The sequence below is a fragment of the Priestia sp. P5 genome (assembly GCF_029522155.1).
In the GTDB taxonomy this organism is placed as follows: Bacteria; Bacillota; Bacilli; order Bacillales; family Bacillaceae_H; genus Priestia; species Priestia megaterium_E.
The window spans coordinates 724,819-749,925 of record NZ_JAKWFJ010000001.1; the positions used below are offsets into that span (position 1 = coordinate 724,819).

The 25,107-nt window shown below is 39.8% G+C and carries 22 protein-coding genes and 1 pseudogene; all 23 read left to right on the top strand.

The window, feature by feature from the left end:
- The first annotated feature begins 27 nt into the window (after positions 1–27).
- Entirely contained in the window at positions 28–4,338 is a 4,311-nt protein-coding gene (locus tag MMB69_RS03750) for a PolC-type DNA polymerase III (RefSeq protein ID WP_221784440.1), read from the top strand.
- A 364-nt stretch (positions 4,339–4,702) separates the two neighbouring features.
- Entirely contained in the window at positions 4,703–5,173 is a 471-nt protein-coding gene (gene rimP, locus MMB69_RS03755; RefSeq protein WP_013084764.1) for a ribosome maturation factor RimP, read from the top strand.
- A 37-nt stretch (positions 5,174–5,210) separates the two neighbouring features.
- Entirely contained in the window at positions 5,211–6,323 is a 1,113-nt protein-coding gene (gene nusA / locus MMB69_RS03760) for a transcription termination factor NusA (RefSeq protein WP_013058839.1), read from the top strand.
- A gap of 13 nt (positions 6,324–6,336) precedes the next feature.
- Positions 6,337–6,618 (top strand): RNase P modulator RnpM, encoded by a 282-nt coding sequence (gene rnpM / locus MMB69_RS03765; protein WP_013058838.1) that lies wholly within the window; start codon positions 6,337–6,339, stop codon positions 6,616–6,618.
- The gene (locus MMB69_RS03770; protein ID WP_013058837.1) at positions 6,618–6,917 is read left to right on the top strand and encodes a YlxQ family RNA-binding protein; all 300 of its coding nucleotides are present in this window, start codon (positions 6,618–6,620) and stop codon (positions 6,915–6,917) included. Before rnpM ends, MMB69_RS03770 begins: the two co-directional genes overlap by 1 nt.
- A 22-nt stretch (positions 6,918–6,939) precedes the next feature.
- A pseudogene (gene infB / locus MMB69_RS03775) lies at positions 6,940–8,808 on the top strand (translation initiation factor IF-2); the annotation flags it as partial.
- Complete coding sequence (locus tag MMB69_RS03780) at positions 8,805–9,083, top strand: DUF503 domain-containing protein (protein ID WP_013058835.1); 279 nt, start codon at positions 8,805–8,807, stop codon at positions 9,081–9,083. The pseudogene infB and the gene MMB69_RS03780, both read left to right, overlap by 4 nt.
- 14 nt (positions 9,084–9,097) lie before the next feature.
- The gene (rbfA, locus tag MMB69_RS03785; protein ID WP_013058834.1) at positions 9,098–9,463 is read left to right on the top strand and encodes a 30S ribosome-binding factor RbfA; all 366 of its coding nucleotides are present in this window, start codon (positions 9,098–9,100) and stop codon (positions 9,461–9,463) included.
- Between the two features lie 92 nt (positions 9,464–9,555).
- Positions 9,556–10,473, top strand: a complete 918-nt coding sequence (truB, locus tag MMB69_RS03790) for a tRNA pseudouridine(55) synthase TruB (RefSeq protein ID WP_221784438.1) — start codon at positions 9,556–9,558, stop codon at positions 10,471–10,473.
- A gap of 28 nt (positions 10,474–10,501) precedes the next feature.
- Positions 10,502–11,458 carry a bifunctional riboflavin kinase/FAD synthetase gene (gene ribF / locus MMB69_RS03795; protein WP_221784437.1) on the top strand — a complete coding sequence of 319 codons (957 nt, stop codon included), beginning with the start codon at positions 10,502–10,504 and terminating at the stop codon, positions 11,456–11,458.
- Positions 11,459–11,607: 149 nt separating this feature from the next.
- Positions 11,608–11,877, top strand: a complete 270-nt coding sequence (gene rpsO / locus MMB69_RS03800) for a 30S ribosomal protein S15 (protein ID WP_013058831.1) — start codon at positions 11,608–11,610, stop codon at positions 11,875–11,877.
- 168 nt (positions 11,878–12,045) lie between these two features.
- Positions 12,046–14,172, top strand: coding sequence for a polyribonucleotide nucleotidyltransferase (gene pnp, locus MMB69_RS03805; RefSeq protein WP_264408520.1), 2,127 nt, complete (start codon positions 12,046–12,048; stop codon positions 14,170–14,172).
- A 142-nt stretch (positions 14,173–14,314) separates the two neighbouring features.
- A complete protein-coding gene (locus tag MMB69_RS03810; RefSeq protein ID WP_013058829.1) occupies positions 14,315–15,295 on the top strand; it encodes a polysaccharide deacetylase family protein in 981 nt (326 codons plus the stop codon).
- A gap of 28 nt (positions 15,296–15,323) precedes the next feature.
- The gene (locus MMB69_RS03815) at positions 15,324–16,568 is read left to right on the top strand and encodes a M16 family metallopeptidase (protein WP_221784435.1); all 1,245 of its coding nucleotides are present in this window, start codon (positions 15,324–15,326) and stop codon (positions 16,566–16,568) included.
- A 98-nt stretch (positions 16,569–16,666) separates the two neighbouring features.
- Positions 16,667–16,933: a YlmC/YmxH family sporulation protein gene (locus MMB69_RS03820; RefSeq protein ID WP_016765372.1), complete on the top strand. Its 267-nt coding sequence runs from the start codon at positions 16,667–16,669 to the stop codon at positions 16,931–16,933.
- 188 nt (positions 16,934–17,121) lie between these two features.
- Positions 17,122–18,021, top strand: coding sequence for a dipicolinic acid synthetase subunit A (gene dpaA / locus MMB69_RS03825; protein ID WP_013058826.1), 900 nt, complete (start codon positions 17,122–17,124; stop codon positions 18,019–18,021).
- Positions 18,021–18,626, top strand: a complete 606-nt coding sequence (locus MMB69_RS03830) for a dipicolinate synthase subunit B (RefSeq protein WP_013058825.1) — start codon at positions 18,021–18,023, stop codon at positions 18,624–18,626. The genes dpaA and MMB69_RS03830 overlap by 1 nt, the downstream gene beginning before the upstream one ends.
- 191 nt (positions 18,627–18,817) lie before the next feature.
- Entirely contained in the window at positions 18,818–19,861 is a 1,044-nt protein-coding gene (gene asd / locus MMB69_RS03835) for an aspartate-semialdehyde dehydrogenase (RefSeq protein WP_277447179.1), read from the top strand.
- A gap of 39 nt (positions 19,862–19,900) precedes the next feature.
- Positions 19,901–21,133 carry an aspartate kinase gene (dapG, locus tag MMB69_RS03840; RefSeq protein ID WP_221784434.1) on the top strand — a complete coding sequence of 411 codons (1,233 nt, stop codon included), beginning with the start codon at positions 19,901–19,903 and terminating at the stop codon, positions 21,131–21,133.
- A 75-nt stretch (positions 21,134–21,208) separates the two neighbouring features.
- The gene (dapA, locus tag MMB69_RS03845) at positions 21,209–22,081 is read left to right on the top strand and encodes a 4-hydroxy-tetrahydrodipicolinate synthase (RefSeq protein ID WP_221784433.1); all 873 of its coding nucleotides are present in this window, start codon (positions 21,209–21,211) and stop codon (positions 22,079–22,081) included.
- A 196-nt stretch (positions 22,082–22,277) separates the two neighbouring features.
- Positions 22,278–23,945 carry a ribonuclease J gene (locus MMB69_RS03850; RefSeq protein ID WP_221784432.1) on the top strand — a complete coding sequence of 556 codons (1,668 nt, stop codon included), beginning with the start codon at positions 22,278–22,280 and terminating at the stop codon, positions 23,943–23,945.
- Between the two features lie 105 nt (positions 23,946–24,050).
- Positions 24,051–24,803: a ClpP family protease gene (locus MMB69_RS03855; protein WP_277447180.1), complete on the top strand. Its 753-nt coding sequence runs from the start codon at positions 24,051–24,053 to the stop codon at positions 24,801–24,803.
- The gene (locus MMB69_RS03860; RefSeq protein ID WP_221784431.1) at positions 24,800–25,009 is read left to right on the top strand and encodes a YlzJ-like family protein; all 210 of its coding nucleotides are present in this window, start codon (positions 24,800–24,802) and stop codon (positions 25,007–25,009) included. Before MMB69_RS03855 ends, MMB69_RS03860 begins: the two co-directional genes overlap by 4 nt.
- Positions 25,010–25,107: the final 98 nt, after the last annotated feature.

Sequence of the window (25,107 nt, forward strand, 5' to 3'; positions counted from 1 at the left end):
ACTCATTTATAAAAGGAGGCAGAAAACTTGGAAGCACAAACGCTAGGAAAAAAAGAGCGTTTTAAGTTGCTGCTGCAGCAGTTAGAGCTGACGAGTGATCAAATTGTTCCTTACTTTGAAAACGCAGCGATTGAAAAGCTCGTCATTCAGAAAGAACAAAAAAAATGGCATTTCCATTTTTCTTTAGAAGGGTTATTACCTTTTGAGATTTATGAGTTATTCCATGCTCGCATGTCTTCAGCTTTTTCTCATATTGCGAGTGTTTCTTTTTCTATTCAAACCGTTAATAAAGAATGTACGGAAGAGCATGTACAGTCATATTGGAAGCATTGTATTGGAGAAATGCAGGGCATATCTCCCCTTTTACAGTCGCTTTTACAAGATCAAATGCCGAGATTGAACGGTGCCAAATTGATTGTGAACGCACGACATGATGCAGAAGGAACGGCTTTACGTAAAAAGTATAGTCAGTTAATTGCTGATCAGTATGCGTCCTATGGGTTTCCGAACCTTCAGCTAATGACGGAAGTTGTACATTCAGAAGAAGCATTTCAGCAGTTTGTAGAGCAACGAAAACAAGAAGATACAGAAAAAGTATTACAAGCCATCACAGAAATGCAAAATAAAGAAAATGAAAAAAGTGATGGACCAGACCTACCAAAAGGTCCGCTTACAATTGGATATACGATTAAAGACGAGACGGTTCGCCTGGACTCCATTGTGGATGAAGAAAAGCGAATTGCCGTTGAAGGATACGTATTTGATGCAGAAACTAGAGAATTACGAAGTGGACGTACGCTTCTTATTTTTAAAGTGACAGATTATACAAACTCTATTATGGTTAAAATGTTTTCACGTGACAAAGAAGATATTCCTTTACTTCAAGCAATTAAAAAAGGAATGTGGGTAAAGGTTCGCGGAAGTGTACAAAACGATACATTTGTCCGTGATCTAGTTATGATTGGAAATGATGTCAACGAGATTACCGGTCCCGCTAGACAGGATACAGCGCCTGAAGATGAAAAGCGTGTGGAACTTCACTTGCATACGCCAATGAGTCAAATGGATGCCGTTTCATCTGTTGGAGCTTTAGTCGGACAAGCCAAAAAATGGGGACATCCGGCTGTAGCGATAACTGATCACGCGGTTGCACAGTCGTTTCCTGAAGCGTATGGAGCCGGGAAAAAGAACGGTATTAAAATACTGTACGGAGTGGAAGTCAATTTAGTAGACGACGGCGTTCCGATTGCCTATAATCCGCAGCATGTGGATTTGACAGAAGCAACTTACGTAGTATTTGACGTGGAAACAACCGGTTTGTCAGCCGTATACGATACGATTATTGAACTTGCTGCCGTGAAGATGAAAGAAGGCGAAATCATCGATCGATTTGAACGGTTTGCAAATCCTCATCATCCTCTGTCTGCAACAACAATTGAGCTGACGGGTATTACAGATGATATGGTCCAAAATGCGCCTGAAATCTCAGAAGTACTTCGGGATTTTCACGAGTGGATGGGCGACAGTATTTTAGTCGCTCATAATGCAAGCTTTGATATGGGATTTTTAAATATGGGACTGCAAAAAATCGGATTAGAAAAAGCAGCCAACGGCGTTATTGATACGCTTGAACTCGGAAGATTTTTGTATCCGCATATGAAAAACCATCGTTTAAATACTCTTGCTAAAAAGTTTGATATTGAACTTGTGCAGCATCACCGCGCGATTTATGATGCGGAAACAACAGGCTATTTGTTAAATAAAATGCTGAAAGATGCATTTGAACGCGAAATTACGATGCACGATCGCTTAAATGATTATATGGGAGAAGGGAATGCATATCAGCGGGCCCGTCCTTATCATGCGACGCTTTTAGCACAAAACGACGTAGGTTTAAAAAATCTATTTAAACTCGTTTCGATTTCTCATTTAAATTACTTTTATCGAGTTCCGCGAATTCCAAGATCTCAGCTCGACAAATATCGAGAAGGCATCTTGATTGGAACCGCATGTGACCGGGGCGAAGTATTCGAAGGCATGATGCAAAAAGGAATCGATGAAGTAGAAGGAGCAGCTGAATTTTATGATTACATCGAAGTGCAGCCTCCTGACAACTACAAGCACTTAATTGAACTAGATTTAGTGCGAGATGAGAAAGCTTTAAAAGATATTATCAGTAATATTGTGAAGCTTGGTGAAAAGCTTGGAAAGCCGGTTGTAGCAACAGGAAATGTTCACTATCTCAATCCGGAAGACAAAATTTACCGAAAAATTTTAATTGGTTCACAAGGCGGGGCTAATCCGTTAAACCGTCATCAGCTGCCGGATGTTCACTTTAGATCAACGGATGAGATGCTGAATTGTTTTTCATTTTTAGATGGGGACAAAGCGAAAGAAATTGTTGTTCATAATACGCAAAAAATAGCCGATATGATCGATGATATTAAACCAATTAAAGATGATTTATATACGCCGAAAATTGAAGGTGCGGACGAAGAAATGCGTGAAATGAGTTATGCGATGGCACGCAGCATTTACGGTGAAGAGCTGCCTGAAGTAGTAGAAGCTCGTCTAGAGAAAGAGTTGAAAAGTATCATTGGCCACGGGTTTGCCGTTATTTACTTGATCTCGCATAAACTCGTTAAAAAATCCTTGAATGATGGTTACTTAGTTGGCTCACGTGGTTCCGTAGGGTCTTCATTCGTTGCGACGATGACGGAAATTACAGAAGTAAACCCACTGCCGCCGCATTATGTTTGTCCAAAATGTAAGAAATCCGAGTTTTTTAATGACGGTTCCGTTGGTTCCGGATTCGACTTGCCGGACAAAAGCTGCGACGATTGTGGCGTACCATTTATTAAAGATGGACACGATATTCCGTTTGAAACGTTCTTAGGATTCAAAGGTGACAAAGTTCCCGATATCGATTTGAACTTCTCCGGAGAGTATCAGCCGCGAGCTCATAACTATACAAAAGTATTGTTTGGAGAAGATAATGTATACCGCGCGGGAACAATCGGTACAGTAGCCGAAAAAACAGCTTATGGCTATGTAAAAGGCTATGCTGGTGACCGTGATTTACATTTACGAAACGCAGAAGTGGATCGTTTAGTAGCAGGATGTACGGGCGTAAAACGTACAACTGGTCAGCATCCAGGGGGGATTATCGTTGTGCCGGACTATATGGATATCTTCGATTTTTCACCGATCCAGTTTCCAGCTGACGACCGTAATTCCGAATGGAGAACAACTCATTTTGACTTCCATTCGATTCATGATAATTTATTAAAACTTGATATACTCGGACACGATGATCCGACCGTGATTCGCATGCTTCAAGATTTAAGTGGAATTGATCCAAAAACGATTCCGACGGATGATCCTGAAGTGATGAAAATTTTTAGCGGAACGGAATCACTTGGCGTAACAGAAGAGCAAATTATGTGTAAAACAGGAACGCTTGGCATACCTGAATTTGGAACGCGCTTTGTGCGTCAAATGTTAGAAGATACGAAACCAACGACGTTTTCAGAGCTTGTTCAAATCTCGGGACTGTCGCACGGGACGGACGTATGGCTTGGTAATGCGCAGGAGCTAATTCGCAATGATATTTGCAACTTAAGTGAAGTAATTGGCTGTCGTGATGACATCATGGTTTATCTAATTTATCAAGGTCTAGAACCTTCACTTGCCTTTAAAATTATGGAATCTGTGCGTAAAGGAAAAGGGCTAACACCTGAATTTGAAGAAGAAATGATCAAAAATGGTGTTCCGGACTGGTATATTGATTCTTGTAAAAAGATTAAGTATATGTTCCCTAAAGCCCATGCGGCTGCTTATGTATTGATGGCCGTGCGTATTGCTTATTTCAAAGTGCACCACGCGCTTCTTTATTACGCAGCATACTTTACGGTTCGTGCAGATGACTTTGATATTGATACGATGATCAAAGGCTCAACTGCCATTCGAGCGAAGATGGAAGAAATCAATGCCAAAGGTTTAGATGCATCTCCTAAAGAGAAAAACTTATTAACGGTGCTTGAGCTTTCTTTAGAAATGTGCGAACGAGGCTATTCATTTAAAAAAGTAGATTTATATGAATCGAGCGCGGACGAATTTTTAATTGACGGAACGTCTTTAGTTCCACCGTTTAATGCTATTCCCGGTCTTGGCACAAATGCAGCGCTGAACATTGTAAAAGCTCGTGAAACGGGAGAGTTTTTATCGAAAGAAGACTTGCAGCAGCGAGGCAAAGTATCAAAGACGATTTTAGAGTATCTAGACAACCATGGATGCCTTGAATCATTACCTGATCAGAACCAGCTTTCTCTTTTCTAACATTTGCATAAAATAAGCGGTTATGATATAGTAATTGTGGAAATGCTAAGGATACGGACGAGAAAGAGTGGGGAAACCCGCTCTTTCTTATTGATATGAACTTACTGACATAGTAAGTAGTATGGAGAACGAATCGGCTTCTAGCATGATTCGTTTTTTCTGTAGATTTTCAATCACCATGATTGATTTATTATGTGACGTTTAAAATCCTGCAACACAAATGACAACATTTCCACTCTAGTAGGTTAGACCTCTTATAGAGTGCAAAATAAAAATAGCAAATAAACCACTCTTTTTTGATATAAGAGACATAAAAAACGCGTAACCTAAACATACCATGCAATGTCTCGAAGGGAGGATTAGAATGAGTAAAAATGTAAAACAAACAGTGGAAGAAATGGTTTCCCCTATCTTGGAGGAAATGAATTTAGAGCTTGTTGAAATTGAATACGTAAAAGAAGGAAAAGATTGGTTTTTACGTGTGTTTATCGACTCTGATACCGGCGTGGATATCGAAGACTGCGGAGCAGTAAGTGAAAAATTGAGTGAGAAAATGGATGCAGTAGATCCAATCCCTCATAACTATTTCTTAGAAGTGTCATCGCCTGGTGCGGAACGCCCATTAAAAAAAGATAAAGATTTTGAACGTGCAATTGGTAAGCATGTATACATAAAAACATATGAACCAATTGAAGGTGCAAAAGAATTTGAAGGCGAATTACAATCATTTGACGGAGAAACTGTCACATTATCTATTCGTATCAAAACACGCACAAAAACGGTGGTTTTACCATATGACAAAGTCGCTTTTGCTCGATTAGCGATTGTATTTTAATGTGTAGGGGCCAATATTAAAGGGGGATTATCCAACGATGAGCAGTGAGTTATTTGATGCCTTAGTCATTCTTGAAAAAGAGAAAGGCATTAGCAAAGATGTAATTATTGAAGCAATTGAAGCAGCGCTAATTTCTGCTTACAAACGCAACTTTAACCAAGCGCAAAACGTACGCGTTGATTTAAATTTAGAAAGAGGTTCAATGCGCGTGTTTGCTCGCAAAGATGTGGTTGATGAAGTATATGATCCACGCCTGGAAATTTCGGTTGAAGAAGCACAAACAATCAACCCTAACTTTCAGCTAGACGATGTTGTAGAAATCGAAGTAACGCCAAAAGACTTTGGACGCATCGCGGCTCAAACAGCAAAACAAGTTGTTACACAGCGTGTTCGTGAGGCGGAACGAGGCGTTATCTATTCAGAGTTCAGCGATCGCGAAGAAGATATTATGACAGGTATTGTTCAGCGTCAAGATTCTCGCTTCATCTATGTGAGCCTTGGCAAAATTGAAGCATTGCTTCCTCAAAGCGAGCAAATGCCAAATGAGCAGTATAAACCTCATGATCGTATTAAAGTGTATATTACGAAAGTAGAAAAAACAACAAAAGGCCCACAAATCTATGTTTCACGTACGCATCCAGGTCTTTTAAAACGTCTTTTCGAAAAAGAAGTACCGGAAATCTATGACGGTACAGTTGAATTAAAATCAGTAGCTCGCGAAGCTGGAGACCGTTCAAAAATCTCTGTTCATTCTGAGTATGCTGAAGTAGATCCGGTCGGTTCTTGTGTTGGGCCAAAAGGTCAGCGCGTACAGGCTGTTGTAAATGAACTAAAAGGTGAAAAAATTGACATCGTTCGCTGGTCAAATGACCCAGTTGAATTTGTTGCCAATGCCCTAAGTCCATCTAAGGTAGTAGATGTGATTGTAGATGAAAATGAAAAAGCAACAACTGTTATCGTTCCTGACTATCAGCTGTCACTTGCAATTGGTAAACGTGGACAAAATGCACGTCTAGCTGCTAAGCTGACAGGCTGGAAAATTGATATTAAAAGTCAATCAGAAGCTGAACAAGAAGGTATGGTTGTAAAAAACAGCGATGATATGCTAGTAAGTCAACATGCATTTGATTCAGATGAAGATATGGAATAAGAGGTGAGCCAAGGTGAACAATCGTAAAAAAGTCCCGATGCGAAAATGTGTGGCCACTGGAGAAATGAAGCCTAAAAAAGAGCTAGTACGCGTTGTACGCTCAAAAGAAGGCGACGTTTCAGTTGATGTAACGGGTAAAAAGTCCGGGCGCGGAGCTTATGTAAGCAAGGATAAAGAAGCAATTTTATTGGCAAAAAAGAAAAATGTGCTTTCGACACATTTAGGCGCGTCAATAGATGAAGCGGTTTATGAAGAGTTGCTAGCGCTTGTAGAAAAGGAGAAACAGTCACGCTAATGAATGAACAATGGATCTCCTTTTTAGGGCTTGCAAACCGTGCACGCAAATTGATTTCTGGAGAAGAACTTGTGGTTAGAGAAGTTCGGAAACAAAAAGCAAAGTTAGTACTTTTAGCAAGCGATGCGTCTGAAAACACAAAGAAAAAAGTAACGGATAAATGTTCTTACTACAATGTTTCGGTTAAAATCGTTCCCGATCGCTACACGCTAGGTCAAGCGATTGGTAAGGATGCTCGAGTTGTGGTGGCCGTTATGGACGAGGGATTTGCTAAAAAGCTAGCAACGATGCTCGGTTAATTTTATGGGGGTGAAAGTATTGAATAAAAATACAAAATCAACAGCTAACAAAGGAAACAATAAAGGTAACAAAAAGCCACAGGCACAAAAGTCACAGGCACCAAAAGGTAGACCAGCTCCAGCAGCTGCAAAAGAGTTACCGGAAAAAGTAACGTTTGTCGGAAGCTTAACGGTTTCTGAGTTAGCAAAAGAATTAGGCAAAGAGCCTTCTGAAATTATTAAAAAACTATTTATGCTTGGTGTAATGGCAACAATTAACCAAGAGTTAGATAAAGATTCTATCGAACTAATTGCCGGAGAATACGGTGTAGAAGTTGAAGAAGAAGTAGTAGTAGATGACACTGCTTTTGAATCATTAGAAATCATTGATGACGAAAAAGACCTTCAAGTGCGTCCTCCAGTTGTTACAATCATGGGTCACGTTGACCACGGTAAAACGACGCTTCTTGATTCTATCCGTAACACAAAAGTAACGGCTGCAGAAGCAGGCGGTATCACGCAGCATATCGGTGCTTATCAAGTTGTGGTTGACGAAAAGAAAATTACATTCCTTGATACACCAGGGCATGCTGCATTTACAACGATGCGTGCTCGCGGTGCGCAAGTAACGGATATTACAATCCTTGTTGTTGCAGCAGACGATGGTGTAATGCCTCAAACAATTGAAGCGATTAACCATGCAAAAGCAGCAGAAGTGCCAATTATTGTTGCGGTTAACAAAATGGATAAAGAAGCAGCAAATCCAGATCGCGTGATGCAAGAACTAATGGAGCACGGCCTTGTAGCTGAAGAGTGGGGCGGAGAAACAATCTTCTGTAAGCTTTCAGCCATTTCAGGTGAAGGGATCGATCAATTGCTTGAAATGATTTTACTTGTAAGTGAAGTAGAAGAGTTAAAAGCAAATCCTAACCGTCGTGCAGCAGGTACAGTTGTAGAAGCACAGTTAGATAAAGGCCGTGGGTCTGTAGCAACGCTTCTTGTTCAAACTGGTACACTACGCGTAGGTGATCCAATCGTAGTCGGAAATACGTTTGGCCGCGTTCGCGCAATGGTAAATGATATCGGCCGCCGTGTGAAGGAAGTAGGACCATCTACTCCGGTTGAGATTACTGGCTTAAACGAAGTTCCGTTAGCTGGAGATCGTTTCTTAGTGTTTGAAGATGAGAAAACAGCTCGTCAAATTGGAGAAGCACGTGCTCAAAAGCAGCTTGAACAACAGCGCGGTGAAAAATCTCGCGTAAGCTTAGATGATTTATTTGAAAAAATTAAACAAGGTGAAATGAAAGACTTAAACCTTATCGTAAAAGCAGACGTACAAGGTTCTGTAGAAGCATTGGCTGCTGCTCTTCAAAAGATTGATGTAGAGGGTGTAAATGTTCGTATTATCCATACGGGTGTAGGTGCGATTACAGAATCTGATATCATTCTTGCAACTGCTTCTAACGCAATCGTTATCGGCTTTAACGTGCGTCCGGATGCTGGAGCAAAACGTACAGCTGACGTAGAAAACGTAGATATTCGTCTTCACCGCATTATTTATAAAGTAATTGAAGAAATTGAATCTGCGATGAAAGGAATGCTTGATCCTGAATTTGCTGAAAAAATCATCGGTCAGGTGGAAGTACGTCAAACATTCAAAGTATCAAAAGTTGGTACAATCGCAGGAAGTTACGTAACAGACGGTAAAATTACGCGTAACAGTGGAATTCGTTTAATCCGTGACGGAATTGTTATCTTTGAAGGTGAAGTAGATGTGCTAAAACGCTTTAAAGACGATGCAAAAGAAGTCGCTCAAGGATATGAGTGTGGTATTACAATTAAAAACTTCAATGATATTAAAGAAGGAGATATTATTGAAGCATATGTAATGGAGCAAATTGATCCTAAATGATTGGACTAGTGGAGTGTGAATGCTTAATTTACGACGCTGCTTCTCTTAAAGAAAAACGTGCCGTGCTTCAGCGCATCTTGATGCGCTTGAAGCAGCGGTTTAACGTATCAGTTTCAGAAACTGATTTTCAAGATGTGTGGCAACGAACAAAAATTAGCATTGTCGCAGTCTCATCTAGCCGTGTCACAACGGAACAAGAACTGCAAAAAGCGCTAAGCTTGATTGATTCTTTTCCAGAGATTGAACGTACCATTACAACTTTTGATTGGTTATAAAAGGGGTGACACAGATGAACATAAGAGCAACTAGAGTCGGAGAACAAATGAAAAAAGAGATGGGCGAGATTTTAAATCGTAAAATCAAGGATCCGCGCATTGGTTTTGTGACTGTAACAGATGTTCAAGTATCAGGGGATTTACAGCAAGCGAAAGTTTATATCTCTGTTTTAGGAGATGCTGAACAGCGTGAGAATACGTTAAAAGGCCTTGCGAAAGCAAAAGGATTTATCCGCTCAGAAATCGGTCAGCGCATTCGTTTACGTAAAACACCTGAAATTACGTTTGAGTTTGATGAATCAATTGATTATGGTAATCGAATTGAATCATTGCTTCATGAAATTAAAAAAGAAAGCGATGACCATCAAGAGAACGAATAAGATCAGTGAATGTAGAAACAAAAAAGGGTGTCTCAAAAGTGGTTTTTGCTTCTGAGACACCCTTTTTTAAATGAAAAGGAGATGAAGAATGAGTGGACGGTGTTTTAGTTTTACATAAACCAGCTGGCCTGACTTCGCACGACTGTGTGTTTAAAGTCCGAAAGCTGCTTCGCACTAAAAAAGTAGGGCATACAGGCACATTAGACCCAGACGTTACAGGGGTATTGCCTATTTGTATTGGTAGAGCTACCAAAATTGTAGAGTATCTAACAGGAGCTACTAAAACCTATGAGGGAGAAGTGACACTCGGATTTTCTACAACAACAGAAGATTCTTCCGGAGAGATTGTAGAAGAAAAGAAAGTAGTGGATTCTTTTTCACGTGCTCAAATCGAAGAAGTGCTGTCTTCGATGACAGGAGAACTTCAGCAAGTGCCTCCAATGTACTCCGCGGTAAAAGTCAAAGGTAAAAAGCTGTATGAATATGCAAGGCAAGGAATTGAAGTAGAGCGCCCTGTTAGAAATATTCATATTTATAGCTTTGAACTGCTGGATGATCGCGCTACATTTGAGGGAGAACAAATTTCCTTCAAATTCCGCGTAACGTGCAGCAAAGGTACATATGTGCGAACGCTTGCTGTGATGATTGGAGAAGCTCTTGGCTATCCGTCTCATATGTCTTATTTGCAGCGAACGGGTTCAGGGCAGTTTTCACTAGAAGATTGTGTGACATTTGAAGATATTGAACGGGCGGTAGAAGAAGAAACGATTAATGAGAAACTGCATTCGATCGAAGAAGCTCTTAATCATTTGCCGAAACTTCAAATTAGTGATACATTAGCAGAGAAAGTGAAAAATGGCGCGGTATTGCCGTGCACAGAAGATGAAGAGTTAAAAAAGGAACCATTCTTTTTAATGATAAATTCTGCAGGCAAGTGCTTAGCAATTTATGCTCAGCACCCAACGAAAAAACATTTAATGAAGCCGGTTAAAGTGTTGGCAATCGACTAGACCGGTTAGGGAAAAGGTGAACTGTGTTTTGGAAACGATTGAAATTCGACATCCACACCACTTTCAACGAGAAGCTGTTCAACAATCAGTGTTAGCGCTTGGTTATTTTGATGGTGTGCATTTAGGGCATCAGCAAGTGATAAATTCAGCAAAACAGTTAGCCGATGAAAAAGGCATAGCTAGTGCTGTGATGACGTTTACTCCTCACCCTTCTGTGGTGCTCGGGCGCAACGTGCAGCACATTGATATGATCACACCACTTCAAGAAAAAAAGAAACTCATTGAGGAAATGGGAATTGACTTTTTATATATCGTTCATTTTGATAAACAGTTTGCAGCACTATTGCCTCAAGAGTTTGTTGATCAGTATATTATTGGCTTGAATGTGCAGCATGTGGTAGCTGGATTTGACTATACGTATGGAAAGTTAGGTAAAGGAACAATGGAAATACTACCATTTCATTCTCGATCAAAATTCACTCAAACAACAATTGATAAGTTAACAAATGGCGAAGAAAAAATTAGTTCAACGCTTATTCGCGAAAATTTAGCAAATGGAGACATGCATCGAGTAAAAGAGCTGCTTGGGCGCTATTATGAAGTGTCAGGCACAGTAACTCATGGAGAAAAGCGAGGCAGGCAAATAGGTTTTCCAACTGCTAATATCGCCTTAGACGATGAGTATTTACTTCCGCGCATCGGCGTGTATGCTGTTGAGCTTCAGCTCCACGGCAAGTGGTATGCAGGAGTATGCAACGTGGGCTATAAGCCGACTTTTCACGATAATTTAGAAAAGCCAACAATCGAAGTCCACTTATTATCATTTGACGAACAAATCTACGATCAGCACGTAACGGTGAAATGGCACCGAATGATTCGGTCAGAAAAAAAGTTCAACGGCATCGAAGAGCTTGTCGGTCAGATCTCAAAGGACAAGGAAGAAGCCCTTGCTTATTTTGAAGGAATTCAAAAGCATAAGAAATAAAAAAATATATATAAATAGCTGCTACGACTTGCTTTTTGCTTCAATAAGTAGTAACATAACACTTGTATGTAAAACAACCATTGCTTGGCATTACGATTCACCAACGTTTTGCTCGGTAACTGGGGTTTAATAATAAGGAGGTGAATAGGATGGCTATCACACAAGAGCGTAAAAATGAAATCATTAGTGAGTACAAAACTCATGCGAACGACACTGGTTCTCCAGAAGTTCAAATCGCTGTCCTAACAGAGCAAATTAACAATCTAAACGGTCACTTACGTACTCATAAAAAGGATCACCATTCACGTCGTGGTCTTTTAAAAATGGTAGGTCGACGTCGTAACTTACTTAACTACCTACGTAACAAAGACGTTACTCGTTATCGTGAGTTAATCAACAAACTTGGTTTACGTCGATAATAAGAAGAAAGCGGGAGCATTCCCGCTTTTTTAGTATGTACATTTAAGAAACATTAAAGATGCTACATAATGTGAAAAAAGCTATTGTTTTTGGATATTTCGTTTATAATAAAACTATCACATTTGATTACATACATATTTTATATGTAGAGAGGGGTACTCGTCGATATGGAACAAGAAAAACGAGTGTTCTCCGTAGATCTAGCTGGACGAAAGCTAGAAGTTGAAGTTGGCCAGTTGGCAAAACAAGCAAATGGCGCAGCATTAATCCGCTATGGAGACACAGTTGTATTAAGTACAGCAACGGCTTCAAAAGAGCCTAAAAATGTAGATTTCTTCCCGTTAACAGTAAACTATGAAGAGCGTTTATATGCAGTCGGTAAAATCCCAGGTGGATTCATTAAGCGTGAAGGCAGACCAAGTGAAAAAGCAATCTTGGCTAGCCGTTTAATCGACCGTCCGATTCGTCCTTTATTCGCAGATGGTTTCCGAAACGAAGTTCAAGTTGTCAGCGTTGTAATGAGCGTAGATCAAAACTGTTCTTCAGAAATCGCGGCAATGTTCGGCTCTTCATTAGCATTATCAGTATCTGATATTCCATTTGAAGGTCCTATTGCAGGCGTAATCGTAGGCCGTGTAGACAACGAATTTGTTGTAAACCCAACGGTAGATGAGCTTGAAAAAAGCGATATTCATCTGACGGTTGCTGGTACAAAAGACGCGATCAACATGGTTGAAGCAGGCGCGGATGAAGTACCGGAAGAAGTAATGCTAGAAGCAATTATGTTTGGACACGAGCAAATTAAAAAATTAATTGCGTTCCAAGAAGAAATTGTAGCAGCAGTAGGCAAAGAAAAAGTAGAAGTTGAGCTTTACACTGTTGATGCTGACCTTGAGCGTCAAGTTCGCGAAATTGCAGAAGGTGACATGAACCGTGCCGTTCAAGTTCAAGAAAAGCATGCGCGCGAAAATGCGATTAAAGAAGTGAAAAGCGCAGTAGCTGCAAAATTTGAAGAGCAAGCTGTAGAAGAAGAAGTACTAAATCAAGTGAATGAAATTTTATCGAAGCTTGTTAAAAGTGAAGTGCGTCGCTTGATCACAGAAGAAAAAGTGCGTCCTGATGGCCGTAGTATTGACGAAATTCGTCCACTTTCTTCTGAAACAAACTTGCTTCCTCGTACACACGGATCTGGATTATTTACGCGTGGACAAACTCAAGCGCTTAGCATCTGTACATTAGGTGCACTTGGCGATGTACAAATTTTAGATGGTTTAAGTGTAGAAGAATCTAAACGCTTCATGCATCACTATAACTTCCCTTCATTTAGTGTTGGTGAAACTAGACCGATGCGCGGACCAGGTCGTCGTGAAATTGGACATGGTGCGCTAGGTGAACGTGCACTTGAGCCGGTTATTCCAAATGAAAAAGATTTCCCTTATACAATTCGTCTTGTATCTGAAGTATTAGAGTCAAACGGTTCTACTTCACAAGCAAGTATTTGTGCAAGTACGCTTGCAATGATGGATGCTGGGGTTCCAATTAAAGCACCTGTAGCAGGGATTGCCATGGGTCTGATCAAATCAGGTGAACACTACTCGATTCTAACGGACATTCAAGGAATGGAAGATCACCTAGGAGATATGGACTTTAAAGTAGCAGGTACAGAAAATGGCGTAACTGCGCTTCAAATGGATATTAAAATTGACGGGTTATCTCGTGAAATTTTAGACGAAGCCCTTCAACAAGCAAAAAAAGGCCGTATGCAGATCTTAAATCATATGATGTCAACGATTGCTACGCCTCGTCAAGAGCTTTCTCAATATGCGCCTAAGATCCTTACAATGGCGATTAACCCTGATAAAATTCGTGATGTTATTGGACCAAGCGGTAAGCAAATCAATAAAATCATCGAAGAAACAGGCGTTAAAATTGATATCGAACAAGATGGTACAATCTTCATTTCTTCTATTGATCAGCCAATGAATGAAAAAGCGAAGAAAATTATTGAAGATCTTGTACGCGAAGTTGAAGTCGGCCAAATGTACTTAGGAAAAGTAAAACGAATTGAAAAATTCGGTGCATTTGTAGAAATCTTCAGCGGAAAAGATGGGCTTGTTCACATTTCAGAGCTTGCAGAAGAGCGTATTGGAAAAGTAGAAGACGTTGTATCGATTGGCGACGAGATTTTAGTTAAGGTTATGGAAATTGATAAACAAGGCCGCGTTAACTTATCTCGTAAAGCAATTTTAAAAGAACAAAAAGAAAAAGAAGAAAAAGCAAAAGAAACAAAATAATCTTCTTTTACTACTATATAGATATTGTGAAATCGTCCATACATGAAGAAAATCCATGTGTAGGGCGATTTTATCGTTTGTAGATGTTTGTTCTACCTTGTCCTCTTTATACATATTTTAAATGGTAAAGGGGGAAGGATAAGTGAAGAGAACCATTGTGCAATTTACAGCATTTCTATTTTTACTGGCAATTACATATAAATCTATTTATAATCCTTTTGCTGAAGCATATATAGAAGCACTTAAATCCGATGTACAACTTGTATCTGCTCAGCATGATGCGTTATATCAAAAGATTGAAGAAAAAGCAAAAGATTATGAAAAGCCAGCAGCGAATGCACGAATCGATCCCGTTTGGAAACGGGTTCCTGGCTATAACGGCATAAAAGTTGATCTTGCTGCTTCTTATAAAAATATGAAACCTGCGGGTAAATTTGATGAAAAAAAACTAGTGTACAAACAGGTTAGACCAAAGGTTCACTTGAGTGATTTACCACAGGAACCTATCTACCGTGGACACGATGAAAAGCCTATGGTATCGTTTACAGTGAACGTAGCATGGGGGAACGAGTATTTGCCTAAAATGTTAGAAGTGCTAAAAAAGCACCATGCTAAAGCAACCTTCTTTTTAGAAGGAAAATGGGTTAAAAATAATCCAGATATGGCAAAAATGATTGTAGACGCAGGGCATGAAGTAGGAAACCACTCTTATTCTCATCCTGATATGGCCACTTTATCGGCTAGTCAAATCAATCAGCAGCTTAAAAAAACGAATGATATTATTACATCTACTACGGGACAAAAAGTAAAATGGTTTGCTCCGCCGAGCGGCAGTTTTCGCCCCGAAGTAGTAACGCTTGCTTCTCAGTTAAAAATGAGTACCATCATGTGGACAGTTGATACAATCGATTGGCAAAAGCCAAGTTCAGAAGTGTTAATTAATCGAGTAATGAAAAAGATTCACCCAGGGGCTATTGTACTGATGCACCCGACTGAATCAACGGCCGAATCGCTTGACCAATTGTTAACCGATATTGAACGCAAAGGCCTGAAAGTTAGCGATGTGTCAACAATGCTAGATGAAGAACGAATGATGAAAATACCTTCTTCTACTAAGAAGTAAGTGAGATAAGCAAAAGGGAGGCACTAGCTTGATAAAACGATATACGTGCAAAAATGGTGTAAGAATTGTATTGGAAAATATCCCAACTGTTCGATCTGTGGCCATTGGGGTTTGGATCGGAACGGGTTCTCGAAGTGAACACCCTGAAATTAATGGTGTATCACATTTTCTTGAACATATGTTTTTTAAAGGAACAAAAACAAGATCTGCTCGTGAAATTGCAGAAAGCTTCGACCGCATTGGCGGACAAGTAAATGCATTCACTTCTAAAGAATACACGTGCTACTATGCAAAAGTATTAGACGAACACGCAGATCAAGCGCTAGATGTGCTGGCGGATATGTTCTTTAATTCTTCATTTGATGAAGAGGAATTAGCTCGTGAAAAAAATGTGGTATATGAAGAAATTAAAATGTATGAAGATACACCTGATGACATCGTACACGATTTATTAGGAAAAGCCGTATATGGAAACCATCCATTAGGCTATCCAATTTTAGGAACGGAAGAGACGTTAAAAACATTTAACGGTGATTCGCTTCGTCAGTATATGGAGCAAATGTATATTCCCGAAAACATCGTTATTTCAGTAGCTGGAAACATTGATGAAAGTTTTATTCAACAGGTGGAAAACTATTTTGGTACATATACGTCAAGTCATTCCGCTCATCAATATGTTCAGCCAGAGTTCCATACAAATCATATTGCGCGCAAAAAGGAAACAGAACAAGCTCATCTTTGCCTTGGCTTTAAAGGTTTGCCAATCGGCGGAGAAGATGTATACAGCTTAATTGTATTAAATAACGTGCTTGGCGGAAGCATGAGCAGTCGTTTGTTCCAAGAAGTCCGCGAACAGCGCGGCTTGGCTTATTCTGTTTTCTCTTATCATTCTTCTTATCGAGACAGCGGTCTTGTAACGATTTATGGGGGGACGGGAAGCCATCAGCTCGACGTATTATATGATACGGTTCAAGAAACGCTTTATGACCTGAAAGACAAAGGTATTACGGATAAAGAACTTGCTAACAGCAAAGAGCAGCTGAAAGGAAACTTAATGCTGAGTCTTGAAAGTACAAATAGCCGTATGAGCAGAAACGGAAAAAATGAGTTAATGCTAGGCTATCACCGTTCATTAGATGAGATTTTAGACCTTGTTAATGCCGTGACTAAAGATAGTGTAAATGGTCTTGCGCGAGATATTTTCAAAGATGAATTTGCTCTTTCATTAATAAGCCCAAGTGGAGATTTACCTAAAGGTTTTAAAGGAAAGTAAACAGTAACAGTAAGGTTGGCTAAAATAATTGAGCCAGCCTTATTTTTTTGTCATTTTTTGTATGGTTGTTCAATAAATTAGATGAAAGGAGGGATACTATGAGATTAAGCGAACTGAGTGGAAAAGAAATTGTAGATGTTAAGCGAGCAGAACGTTTGGGTATTTTAGGGCAAACAGATCTTGAAATCAATGAACATACGGGACAAATTAATGCGCTTATTATTCCATCTGTGAAGTGGTTTGGGTTTCGAAAGCAAGGAGATGAAGTGCGAGTGCCGTGGGGGAATATCGAAAAAATTGGTACAGATATGGTGATTGTAAATGTCCAGCAGCTAGAAGACATAAACAATCAGTCAACAAAATAAGAAACGAGATGCTTCCTGCATCTCGTTTCTTTTATTTTCCGGGATAAAGATTCACCGATTCCTGTGTGTTTACATAGTATGTTGGAGAAAAGCAATAGGCATTCTAGGGCGTAATGATAGCACTTTACATCTCGATGGTTTAAGCGAAAGATACATCTATTTAATGTTAAAGAAGGTGAAAATGAAACATGTTAACGGATTTGCACATAGCTGTAATTGGCGGTGATGCTAGGCAGCTTGAAGTCATTCGAAAATTAATTCAATTAGATGCAAAAACCTCTCTTATTGGTTTTGATCAGCTAGATCATGGTTTTACAGGTGCGACGAAATATCAGATAGAGGAGCTGGATTTTTCAGATGTTGACGCCATCATCCTTCCAGTGCCTGGAACAAATCACGAAGGGCAAGTAGATACTATTTTTTCAAATGAAAAAGTAGTGCTGACTGAAGAAATACTTAAAAAAACGCCTGAGCACTGCATTATTTATTCGGGTATTAGCAATGGGTATTTAAACGAATTAGTCAAAACGACAAACCGTAAACTCGTTCAGCTATTTGAGCGTGATGATGTAGCAATTTATAACTCTATTCCTACTGTTGAAGGTACCATCATGCTTGTTATTCAACATACGGATTTTACTATTCACGGTTCAAATATTTCTGTCCTAGGTTTAGGGAGAGTAGGAATGAGTGTGGCGAGGTCCTTTGCTGCACTCGGTGCCAATGTAAAAGTAGGAGCTAGAAAATCTGAACATTTAGCACGTATTGCTGAAATGGGTTTGCAACCTTTTTATCTTTCTGAACTCGATAAAGAAATTGCTGATAGTGATATATGTATTAACACCATTCCATACCCCATTCTAACGGCTAAGACATTATCTAATGTCCCGACCCATGCGCTCATTATTGATTTAGCTTCAAAGCCTGGAGGAACCGATTTCCGCTATGCAGAAAAACGAGGAATTAAAGCTATTTTAGCACCTGGTCTTCCAGGAATTGTGGCTCCAAAAACAGCAGGTCAGATTGTCGCTAATGTATTAGTGAATTTATTAAAAGACGCTGCGGATGCGAGAGAGGAGAAAAAATAATGTCATTAAAAGGTAAAAGAATAGGATTCGGCTTGACAGGATCTCACTGTACGTATGATGCGGTTATGCCAGAAATTGAAAAGCTTGTTAATTTGGGAGCAGAAGTGTTACCGGTTGTTTCTTACACTGTACAATCCACAAATACTCGTTTTGGAGATGGAGAAGACTGGGTGAAGAAAATTGAGGAATTAACAGGTCACGCCGTCATCAATACAATTGTAAAAGCAGAGCCTTTAGGACCAAAAATTCCGCTTGATTGTATGGTGGTTGCCCCAATTACTGGGAATACGATGAGTAAGTTTGCAAATGCAATGACTGAATCTCCGGTACTCATGGCAGCTAAAGCAACGCTTCGTAATAATAAGCCGGTGGTACTGGGAATTTCGACTAATGACGCACTAGGGCTAAATGGTGTAAACTTAATGAGGCTAATGGCGACTAAAAATATTTATTTTATTCCATTTGGTCAAGATGACCCGGTGCTTAAGCCGAATTCAATGGTAGCGCGTATGACGATGTTATCAGACACGGTGTACGCAGCGCTTGAAGATAAACAGATTCAGCCTGTTATTGTCGAAAGGTTCCGCGACGGTCAAGAGTCATAGGACATATATGCCTCTTGCTGTTGCATGAATCTATTCAATACTGCGGCTGTAAGAGAACTCTCAATCTCAAAGAAGAGAAGATTTTAAAAATCTTCTCTTCTTTGACGCAATGAAGCATAATAATATGTTAAAATAGTCAGTATATGCAGATAAATGTTGAGTAGTTGAAAATTGTTGGAGGCGGTATTAAAATGACAAGAGAATTACATGTAGCAGTAGTAGGAGCAACAGGTGCAGTAGGACAACAAATGATTAAAACCCTACAGGAGCGTAATTTTCCAGTTGGTAAATTAACGTTATTATCTTCAGCTCGTTCAGCTGGTAAAAAAGTGTTGTTTAACGGAGAAGAAGTTTTTGTGCAAGAAGCAACTCCTGATAGCTTTGAAGGCGTAGACATTGCTTTATTCAGTGCAGGCGGGAGCATTTCAAAAGCACTTGCACCAGAGGCAGTAAAACGCGGAGCAATCGTTGTAGACAACACAAGCGCTTATCGAATGGATGAAAATGTCCCGTTAGTTGTGCCGGAAGTGAATGAAGACGCATTACACGCACATAACGGAATCATTGCTAATCCAAACTGCTCTACAATTCAAATGGTTGCAGCATTACAGCCGTTGCGCGAAACATACGGCTTATCTAAAGTGCTAGTATCAACGTATCAAGCCGTTTCTGGAGCAGGCGCTGCTGCAATTAATGAATTAAAAGAACAAGCCAAAGCTATTTTAGAAGAAAAAGAGTTTACACCGGAAATTTTACCGGTTGGTGGAGATAAAAAACATTATCAAATTGCTTTTAATGCTATTCCGCAAATTGATAAATTTCAAGATAACGGTTTTACATTTGAAGAAATGAAAATGATTAATGAAACGAAGAAAATTATGAGCATGCCTGAATTGCCAGTAGCTGCTACTTGTGTTCGTCTACCGGTTGTAACAGGTCATTCAGAGTCAGTGTACATTGAAATTGAAAAAGACGGTGTAACGGTAGCTGATGTGAAAAATTTATTGGCTGATGCACCTGGTATCGTATTGCAAGATGATCCAGAAAATCAAGTATATCCAATGCCAGCAGATTGTGTAGGTAAACGAGATGTGTTTGTCGGCCGTATTCGTAAAGACTTAGATCGCGATAACGGTTTCCATATGTGGATCGTTTCTGATAACTTGTTAAAAGGTGCAGCTTGGAATTCTGTACAAATTGCAGAATCACTTATTAAGCTTAGCTTAGTAAAATAAGCGCAACCAGAGTGTCTCGGAACATGATGAGGTGTAAGTATGAAAATAATCGTCCAAAAATTTGGAGGAACTTCCGTTCGTAACGAAGAAGGAAGAGCGAGAGCAATCTATCATTTAAATAATGCGTTAAGTGAGGGTTACAAAGTAGTCGTTGTTGTATCGGCAATGGGACGAAAAGGTGAGCCGTATGCAACGGATACATTGCTTTCACTTGTTGATGGAAATAAAGCGTCTCTTAATAAACGTGAGCTTGATATGCTTATGGCATGTGGAGAATTGATTTCATCGGTTGTGTTTACGAATTTATTAAACGAAAATGGTATTAAAGCTACAGCGTTAAACGGCGCACAGGCCGGGTTTGTGACGAATGATGATTTTACCAATGCCAAGATACTAGAGATGAAATGCGACCGTTTGTTAAAAGAATTAGAAGAATATGATGTCGTTGTTGTAACAGGCTTTCAAGGGGCAACTACTGAAGGTGATACAACAACGCTTGGACGCGGAGGCAGCGATACATCTGCTTCAGCTTTAGGTGCAGCCCTTATGGCTGATTATATTGACATTTTCACAGATGTAGAAGGTGTGATGACAGCGGACCCGCGTATTGTAGAAGATGCAAGACCGCTATCCGTTGTCACATATAACGAAATATGCAACATGGCTTATCAAGGTGCAAAAGTGGTTCACCCACGTGCCGTAGAGATCGCCATGCAAGCAAAAGTGCCGATGCGCGTCCGTTCCACGTATGCTGATTCAGCAGGTACGCTCGTTACATCTCAAGGTGAAGCACAGCAGCGTGGAAGCGATGTGCAAGAACGCCTTGTAACAGGCATCGCGCACGTATCCAACGTCACTCAAATTAAAGTTTTTAGTAAAGAAGGCCATTATGATACGCAAGCAGAAGTATTCAAAGCAATGGCACAAGAAAAAATCAGCGTAGATTTTATCAATATTTCACCGAAGGGTGTTGTATATACGGTAACAGATGAAGCAACTGACAAAGCGATTGATGTGCTTCATGGGCTGGGGTATGAGCCGGCTGTTATTCGCAACTGTGCCAAAGTGTCAACGGTTGGAGCAGGAATTGCAGGGGTGCCTGGTGTTACATCTAAAATTGTTACAGCCCTTTCTGGCGAAGGTATTCAGATTTTACAATCTGCTGACAGCCATACGACGATTTGGGTGCTTGTAAAAGAAGAGGATTTAAAGAAAGCCGTTAATGCTCTTCATGGTGCCTTTGACTTGTCAAAAGCACCGCAAAAGAGATAAACTACATGTTCCGTTAGCTATAAGCTAACGGTTCATTACATGAATAGGGATAATGCAATTTCAAGGAGTGAAAACATGATTGATTTTGGGAAAGTCGCAACAGCGATGGTAACGCCTTTTGATCATAAAGGAAATATTGATTTTGAAAAAACAACGCAGCTTATTAACTATTTAATCAGCAACGGTTCGGACGCGTTGGTTATTGCAGGAACAACGGGTGAATCTCCTACGCTTTCAACGGAAGAAAAGCTGGCGCTGTTCCGCCACTCAGTAAAGGTAGTAGACGGCCGTGTACCTGTTGTTGCTGGTACGGGAAGCAACAATACGTATGCATCAATTGAATTAACAAAAAAGGCAGAAGAAATCGGCGTAGATGCGATTATGATTGTAGCACCTTATTACAACAAGCCGAATCAGGAAGGCTTATATCAGCACTTTAAAACAATTGCTGAAAGTACAGAGCTGCCTGTCATGTTATACAATATTCCAGGGCGATCTGTGATCAATATGTCTATTGATACAATTGTACGCCTAGCTGAACTGCCAAATGTTGTAGCGTTAAAAGATGCAAGCGGAGACCTTGACGCAATGACAGCTATTATCGCACAAACAAGCGATGATTTTGCTTTATACAGCGGTGATGATGGCTTAACACTACCGGTATTAGCAATTGGAGGAACTGGCATTATTTCTGTTGCCTCTCACGTTATTGGAAATGAAATGCAAGAGATGGTTAAGCTGTATGAGTCAGGAAATCCGAAAGAAGCAGCAAAAATTCATCAGCGTATTGTACCCGTTATGAAATCTCTTTTTGCGGCTCCAAGTCCAACGCCTGTTAAAACGGCTTTACAGCTAAAAGGGTTAGACGTAGGATCGGTACGATTACCTTTAGTTCCGTTAACGGAAGAAGAACGCCAAACGTTAGTCAGCACATTAAATACGATATAAGCTCTATAAGTATGTTTTTTAAACGTCTCTTCATTGACCGTATATACGAGTCGATGAAGAGACGTTTTTTTCTTATAAGATAATAGAAGAGCAGATGACGGAAATAGACGAATGAAATCTCTTGTATTCCAATTCTTACTTCAGTTATAATGTAAGCAAATGAAATTGTACGGGTGAAAGTAAGTAGGAGGAGCTTATGGTACTAGAAAAGACAGAAAATATTAAAATTTCAGCCTTGGGTGGAGTCGGAGAGCTTGGAAAAAACATGTATGTGGTGGAAATCAATGAAAACATATATGTGTTAGATGCAGGGTCAAAGTTTCCGGGAGGAGAAATGTTGGGAATTGATATTGTCATTCCGGACATTACATATTTAGTAGAAAATCAGCAGAACGTAAAAGGCATATTTGTTACTCATGGACACGAAGAGCAAATTGGCGCTATTCCCTTTATACTTCAAAAATTGGATGTGCCTGTATATGGTACAGAATTAACGCTAGCACTCATCAAAGAAAAGTTAAAAGAGTATGGAATTAAAAAATATGAAGCTTTACATCCTATCACTTCGTCAACGGTTTTATCGTTTGAAGGAGTGGATATTTCATTTTTCAGAACGCAGCACAGCATACAAGATTCAGTCGGCATTTGTTTACAAACAAATCAAGGTGCGATTGTATATACAGGTGATTTTAAATTTGATCAAAATTCAGTCAGCATTCAAAGCGCTGATATTGGAAAAATGGCTGCCATTGGGGAAAAAGGCGTGCTGTGTTTGCTTTCAGACAGTACAAATGCGGATAAGCCGGGCTATACAGTTTCCGAAGCGGTTATCGGACAAAATATTACCGACGCTTTTTATAAAAGCAAAGGTCGAATCATTGTTGCTGCATACAGTTCCAATCTCCACCGTATTCAGCAAATCATTCATGCCGCATATCAGCACGGCCGTAACCTGATCGTTATGGAAAAAAGTATGCTGAAAATCATTGATATTGCAGCAAAACTTGGACATTTGCAGCTGCCTGAGGATTTAATTGTTCCTGCGCAAAAGCTAAAAGATCTTCCAGAACATGAAACGGTTATTTTAACAACAGGTCATCACGGAGAGCCGATTTTAGGTCTTACTCGAATGGCTAAACAGTCCCATAAATTTATTCAAATCAAACAAGATGATACGGTCCTGCTGGCTGCTACACCTGTGGCGGGGCACGAAACGACCTTTTCAAAAACAATTGACGTCATCTTTCGTTTAGGAGCAAGCGTAGTGTTTGCTCAGAAGAAAGTGCAGGCTTCCGGACACGGCAGTCAAGAAGAATTAAAATTTATGATTAACTTAACAAAGCCGAAATATGTCATGCCTGTGAATGGAGAGTATCGAAAACAAAAAGCTTATGCAAAGCTGGCCGGTCAATTAGGAATATCAGAAGATCATATTTGTTTGCTTGAAAAAGGTGAGCGAGTTGAGTTTAAAGATGCTTGCATGTACCCTAGCGGTTCTATTCAAGCAGGAAATACGCTCATTGATGGACTAGGCGTCGGTGATATTGGAAATATCGTTCTGAGAGACCGCAGGCTGCTTTCACAGGACGGAATCTTAACGGTAGTAGTTACGATTAATAAACGCCAAAAAACGGTAGTAGCGGGGCCAGAAATCATCTCGCGCGGATTCGTCTATGTAAGAGAATCAGAAAAGCTTTTAGAAGAAGCAACTAAGATTGTTCAGCAAATTTTAGAAAAGTGTATGGAAGACAAAGTGATCGAGTGGTCCTCATTAAAATTAAAAATGAGAGAAAGTTTAAATCAATTTTTATATGAAAAAACCCGTCGTAAACCGATGATTTTACCGATTATCATGGAAATCTAATGTGAAGCCTTCCCGCTGGGAAGGCTTTTTATTTGCAGCTGATGCGGATGTAATAACTATGAGAAGTTCATACTACTACTATCAATAAGTGAAAGGAGCTAGAATATGTTTGAAAATAACGAAAGATTACATTCTGATGAAGCGCCCCAGCAGCCTAATAAAAATGAAGAAAGCAAGGGCGGAATATTAGATAAAATTCAACAATTAGGACAGACCAACGTGGCTCAGCCTCCTCAGGATTCTAATATTCACTGTTTAACGATTGTAGGACAAATCGAAGGGCACATGCAGCTGCCTCCTCAAAACAAAACGACAAAATATGAGCATGTCATCCCGCAAATTGTGGCGATTGAACAAAATCCAAAAATTGAAGGATTGCTTATCATCTTGAATACAGTAGGTGGAGATGTAGAAGCGGGTCTTGCAATTGCTGAAATGATTGCTTCGTTATCCAAGCCTTCTGTGTCCATTGTGTTAGGAGGCGGACATTCAATCGGTGTTCCAATTGCGGTTTCAACTGATTATTCGTATATTGCCGGTACAGCGACCATGACCATTCATCCTATTCGCTTAACAGGTCTTGTTATTGGTGTACCGCAAACATTTGAATACTTGGATAAAATGCAAGAGCGCGTGATTAACTTTGTGAGAGAACATTCTCATATTTCAGAAGAAAAGTTTAAAGAACTTATGTTTTCAAAAGGGAACTTAACGCGTGATATCGGGACAAATGTAGTTGGCGGAGATGCTGTTTCATACGGGTTAATTAACGAAGTAGGCGGAGTTGCTCAAGCGATCAAAAAATTGAATGAACTGATTGAACAAGGACGTCAGAATGAGGAGCAGCTGCTGCAATGATTTTGTATACAATGATGCCGCAAGAACTGATCTTTGAGCAGTCTTATCATCAAGAACAATCTCAGCCAAAGCTTATTAACCATAATGGAATCCCGGTTATTGTTGAAGAAAATGAACAAAAGCAACAGCAAATTGTGAGGATTTTAAGCACGAATCCTCAAGATTATTTGAATGAAAATTATTATCCTGGTCAAATTTTGTCGTAAGGATTTCAGTATAATTATGGTGAATATGGTATAATGAATATGACGAAGAAGGCAGCCGCTGTATTGGCTGCTTTTTTATTCAACTGATAAAAGAAACA

Excerpts from the sequence above, each read along its gene's own strand:
- rimP (WP_013084764.1), top strand. The coding sequence starts at position 4,703 with ATGAGTAAAAATGTAAAACAAACAGTGGAAGAAATGGTTTCCCCTATC.
- nusA (WP_013058839.1), top strand. The coding sequence starts at position 5,211 with ATGAGCAGTGAGTTATTTGATGCCTTAGTCATTCTTGAAAAAGAGAAA.
- MMB69_RS03770 (WP_013058837.1), top strand. The coding sequence starts at position 6,618 with ATGAATGAACAATGGATCTCCTTTTTAGGGCTTGCAAACCGTGCACGC.
- MMB69_RS03780 (WP_013058835.1), top strand. The coding sequence starts at position 8,805 with ATGATTGGACTAGTGGAGTGTGAATGCTTAATTTACGACGCTGCTTCT.
- rbfA (WP_013058834.1), top strand. The coding sequence starts at position 9,098 with ATGAACATAAGAGCAACTAGAGTCGGAGAACAAATGAAAAAAGAGATG.
- rpsO (WP_013058831.1), top strand. The coding sequence starts at position 11,608 with ATGGCTATCACACAAGAGCGTAAAAATGAAATCATTAGTGAGTACAAA.
- pnp (WP_264408520.1), top strand. The coding sequence starts at position 12,046 with ATGGAACAAGAAAAACGAGTGTTCTCCGTAGATCTAGCTGGACGAAAG.
- MMB69_RS03820 (WP_016765372.1), top strand. The coding sequence starts at position 16,667 with ATGAGATTAAGCGAACTGAGTGGAAAAGAAATTGTAGATGTTAAGCGA.
- dpaA (WP_013058826.1), top strand. The coding sequence starts at position 17,122 with ATGTTAACGGATTTGCACATAGCTGTAATTGGCGGTGATGCTAGGCAG.
- MMB69_RS03830 (WP_013058825.1), top strand. The coding sequence starts at position 18,021 with ATGTCATTAAAAGGTAAAAGAATAGGATTCGGCTTGACAGGATCTCAC.
- asd (WP_277447179.1), top strand. The coding sequence starts at position 18,818 with ATGACAAGAGAATTACATGTAGCAGTAGTAGGAGCAACAGGTGCAGTA.
- dapG (WP_221784434.1), top strand. The coding sequence starts at position 19,901 with ATGAAAATAATCGTCCAAAAATTTGGAGGAACTTCCGTTCGTAACGAA.
- dapA (WP_221784433.1), top strand. The coding sequence starts at position 21,209 with ATGATTGATTTTGGGAAAGTCGCAACAGCGATGGTAACGCCTTTTGAT.
- MMB69_RS03850 (WP_221784432.1), top strand. The coding sequence starts at position 22,278 with ATGGTACTAGAAAAGACAGAAAATATTAAAATTTCAGCCTTGGGTGGA.
- MMB69_RS03855 (WP_277447180.1), top strand. The coding sequence starts at position 24,051 with ATGTTTGAAAATAACGAAAGATTACATTCTGATGAAGCGCCCCAGCAG.
- MMB69_RS03860 (WP_221784431.1), top strand. The coding sequence starts at position 24,800 with ATGATTTTGTATACAATGATGCCGCAAGAACTGATCTTTGAGCAGTCT.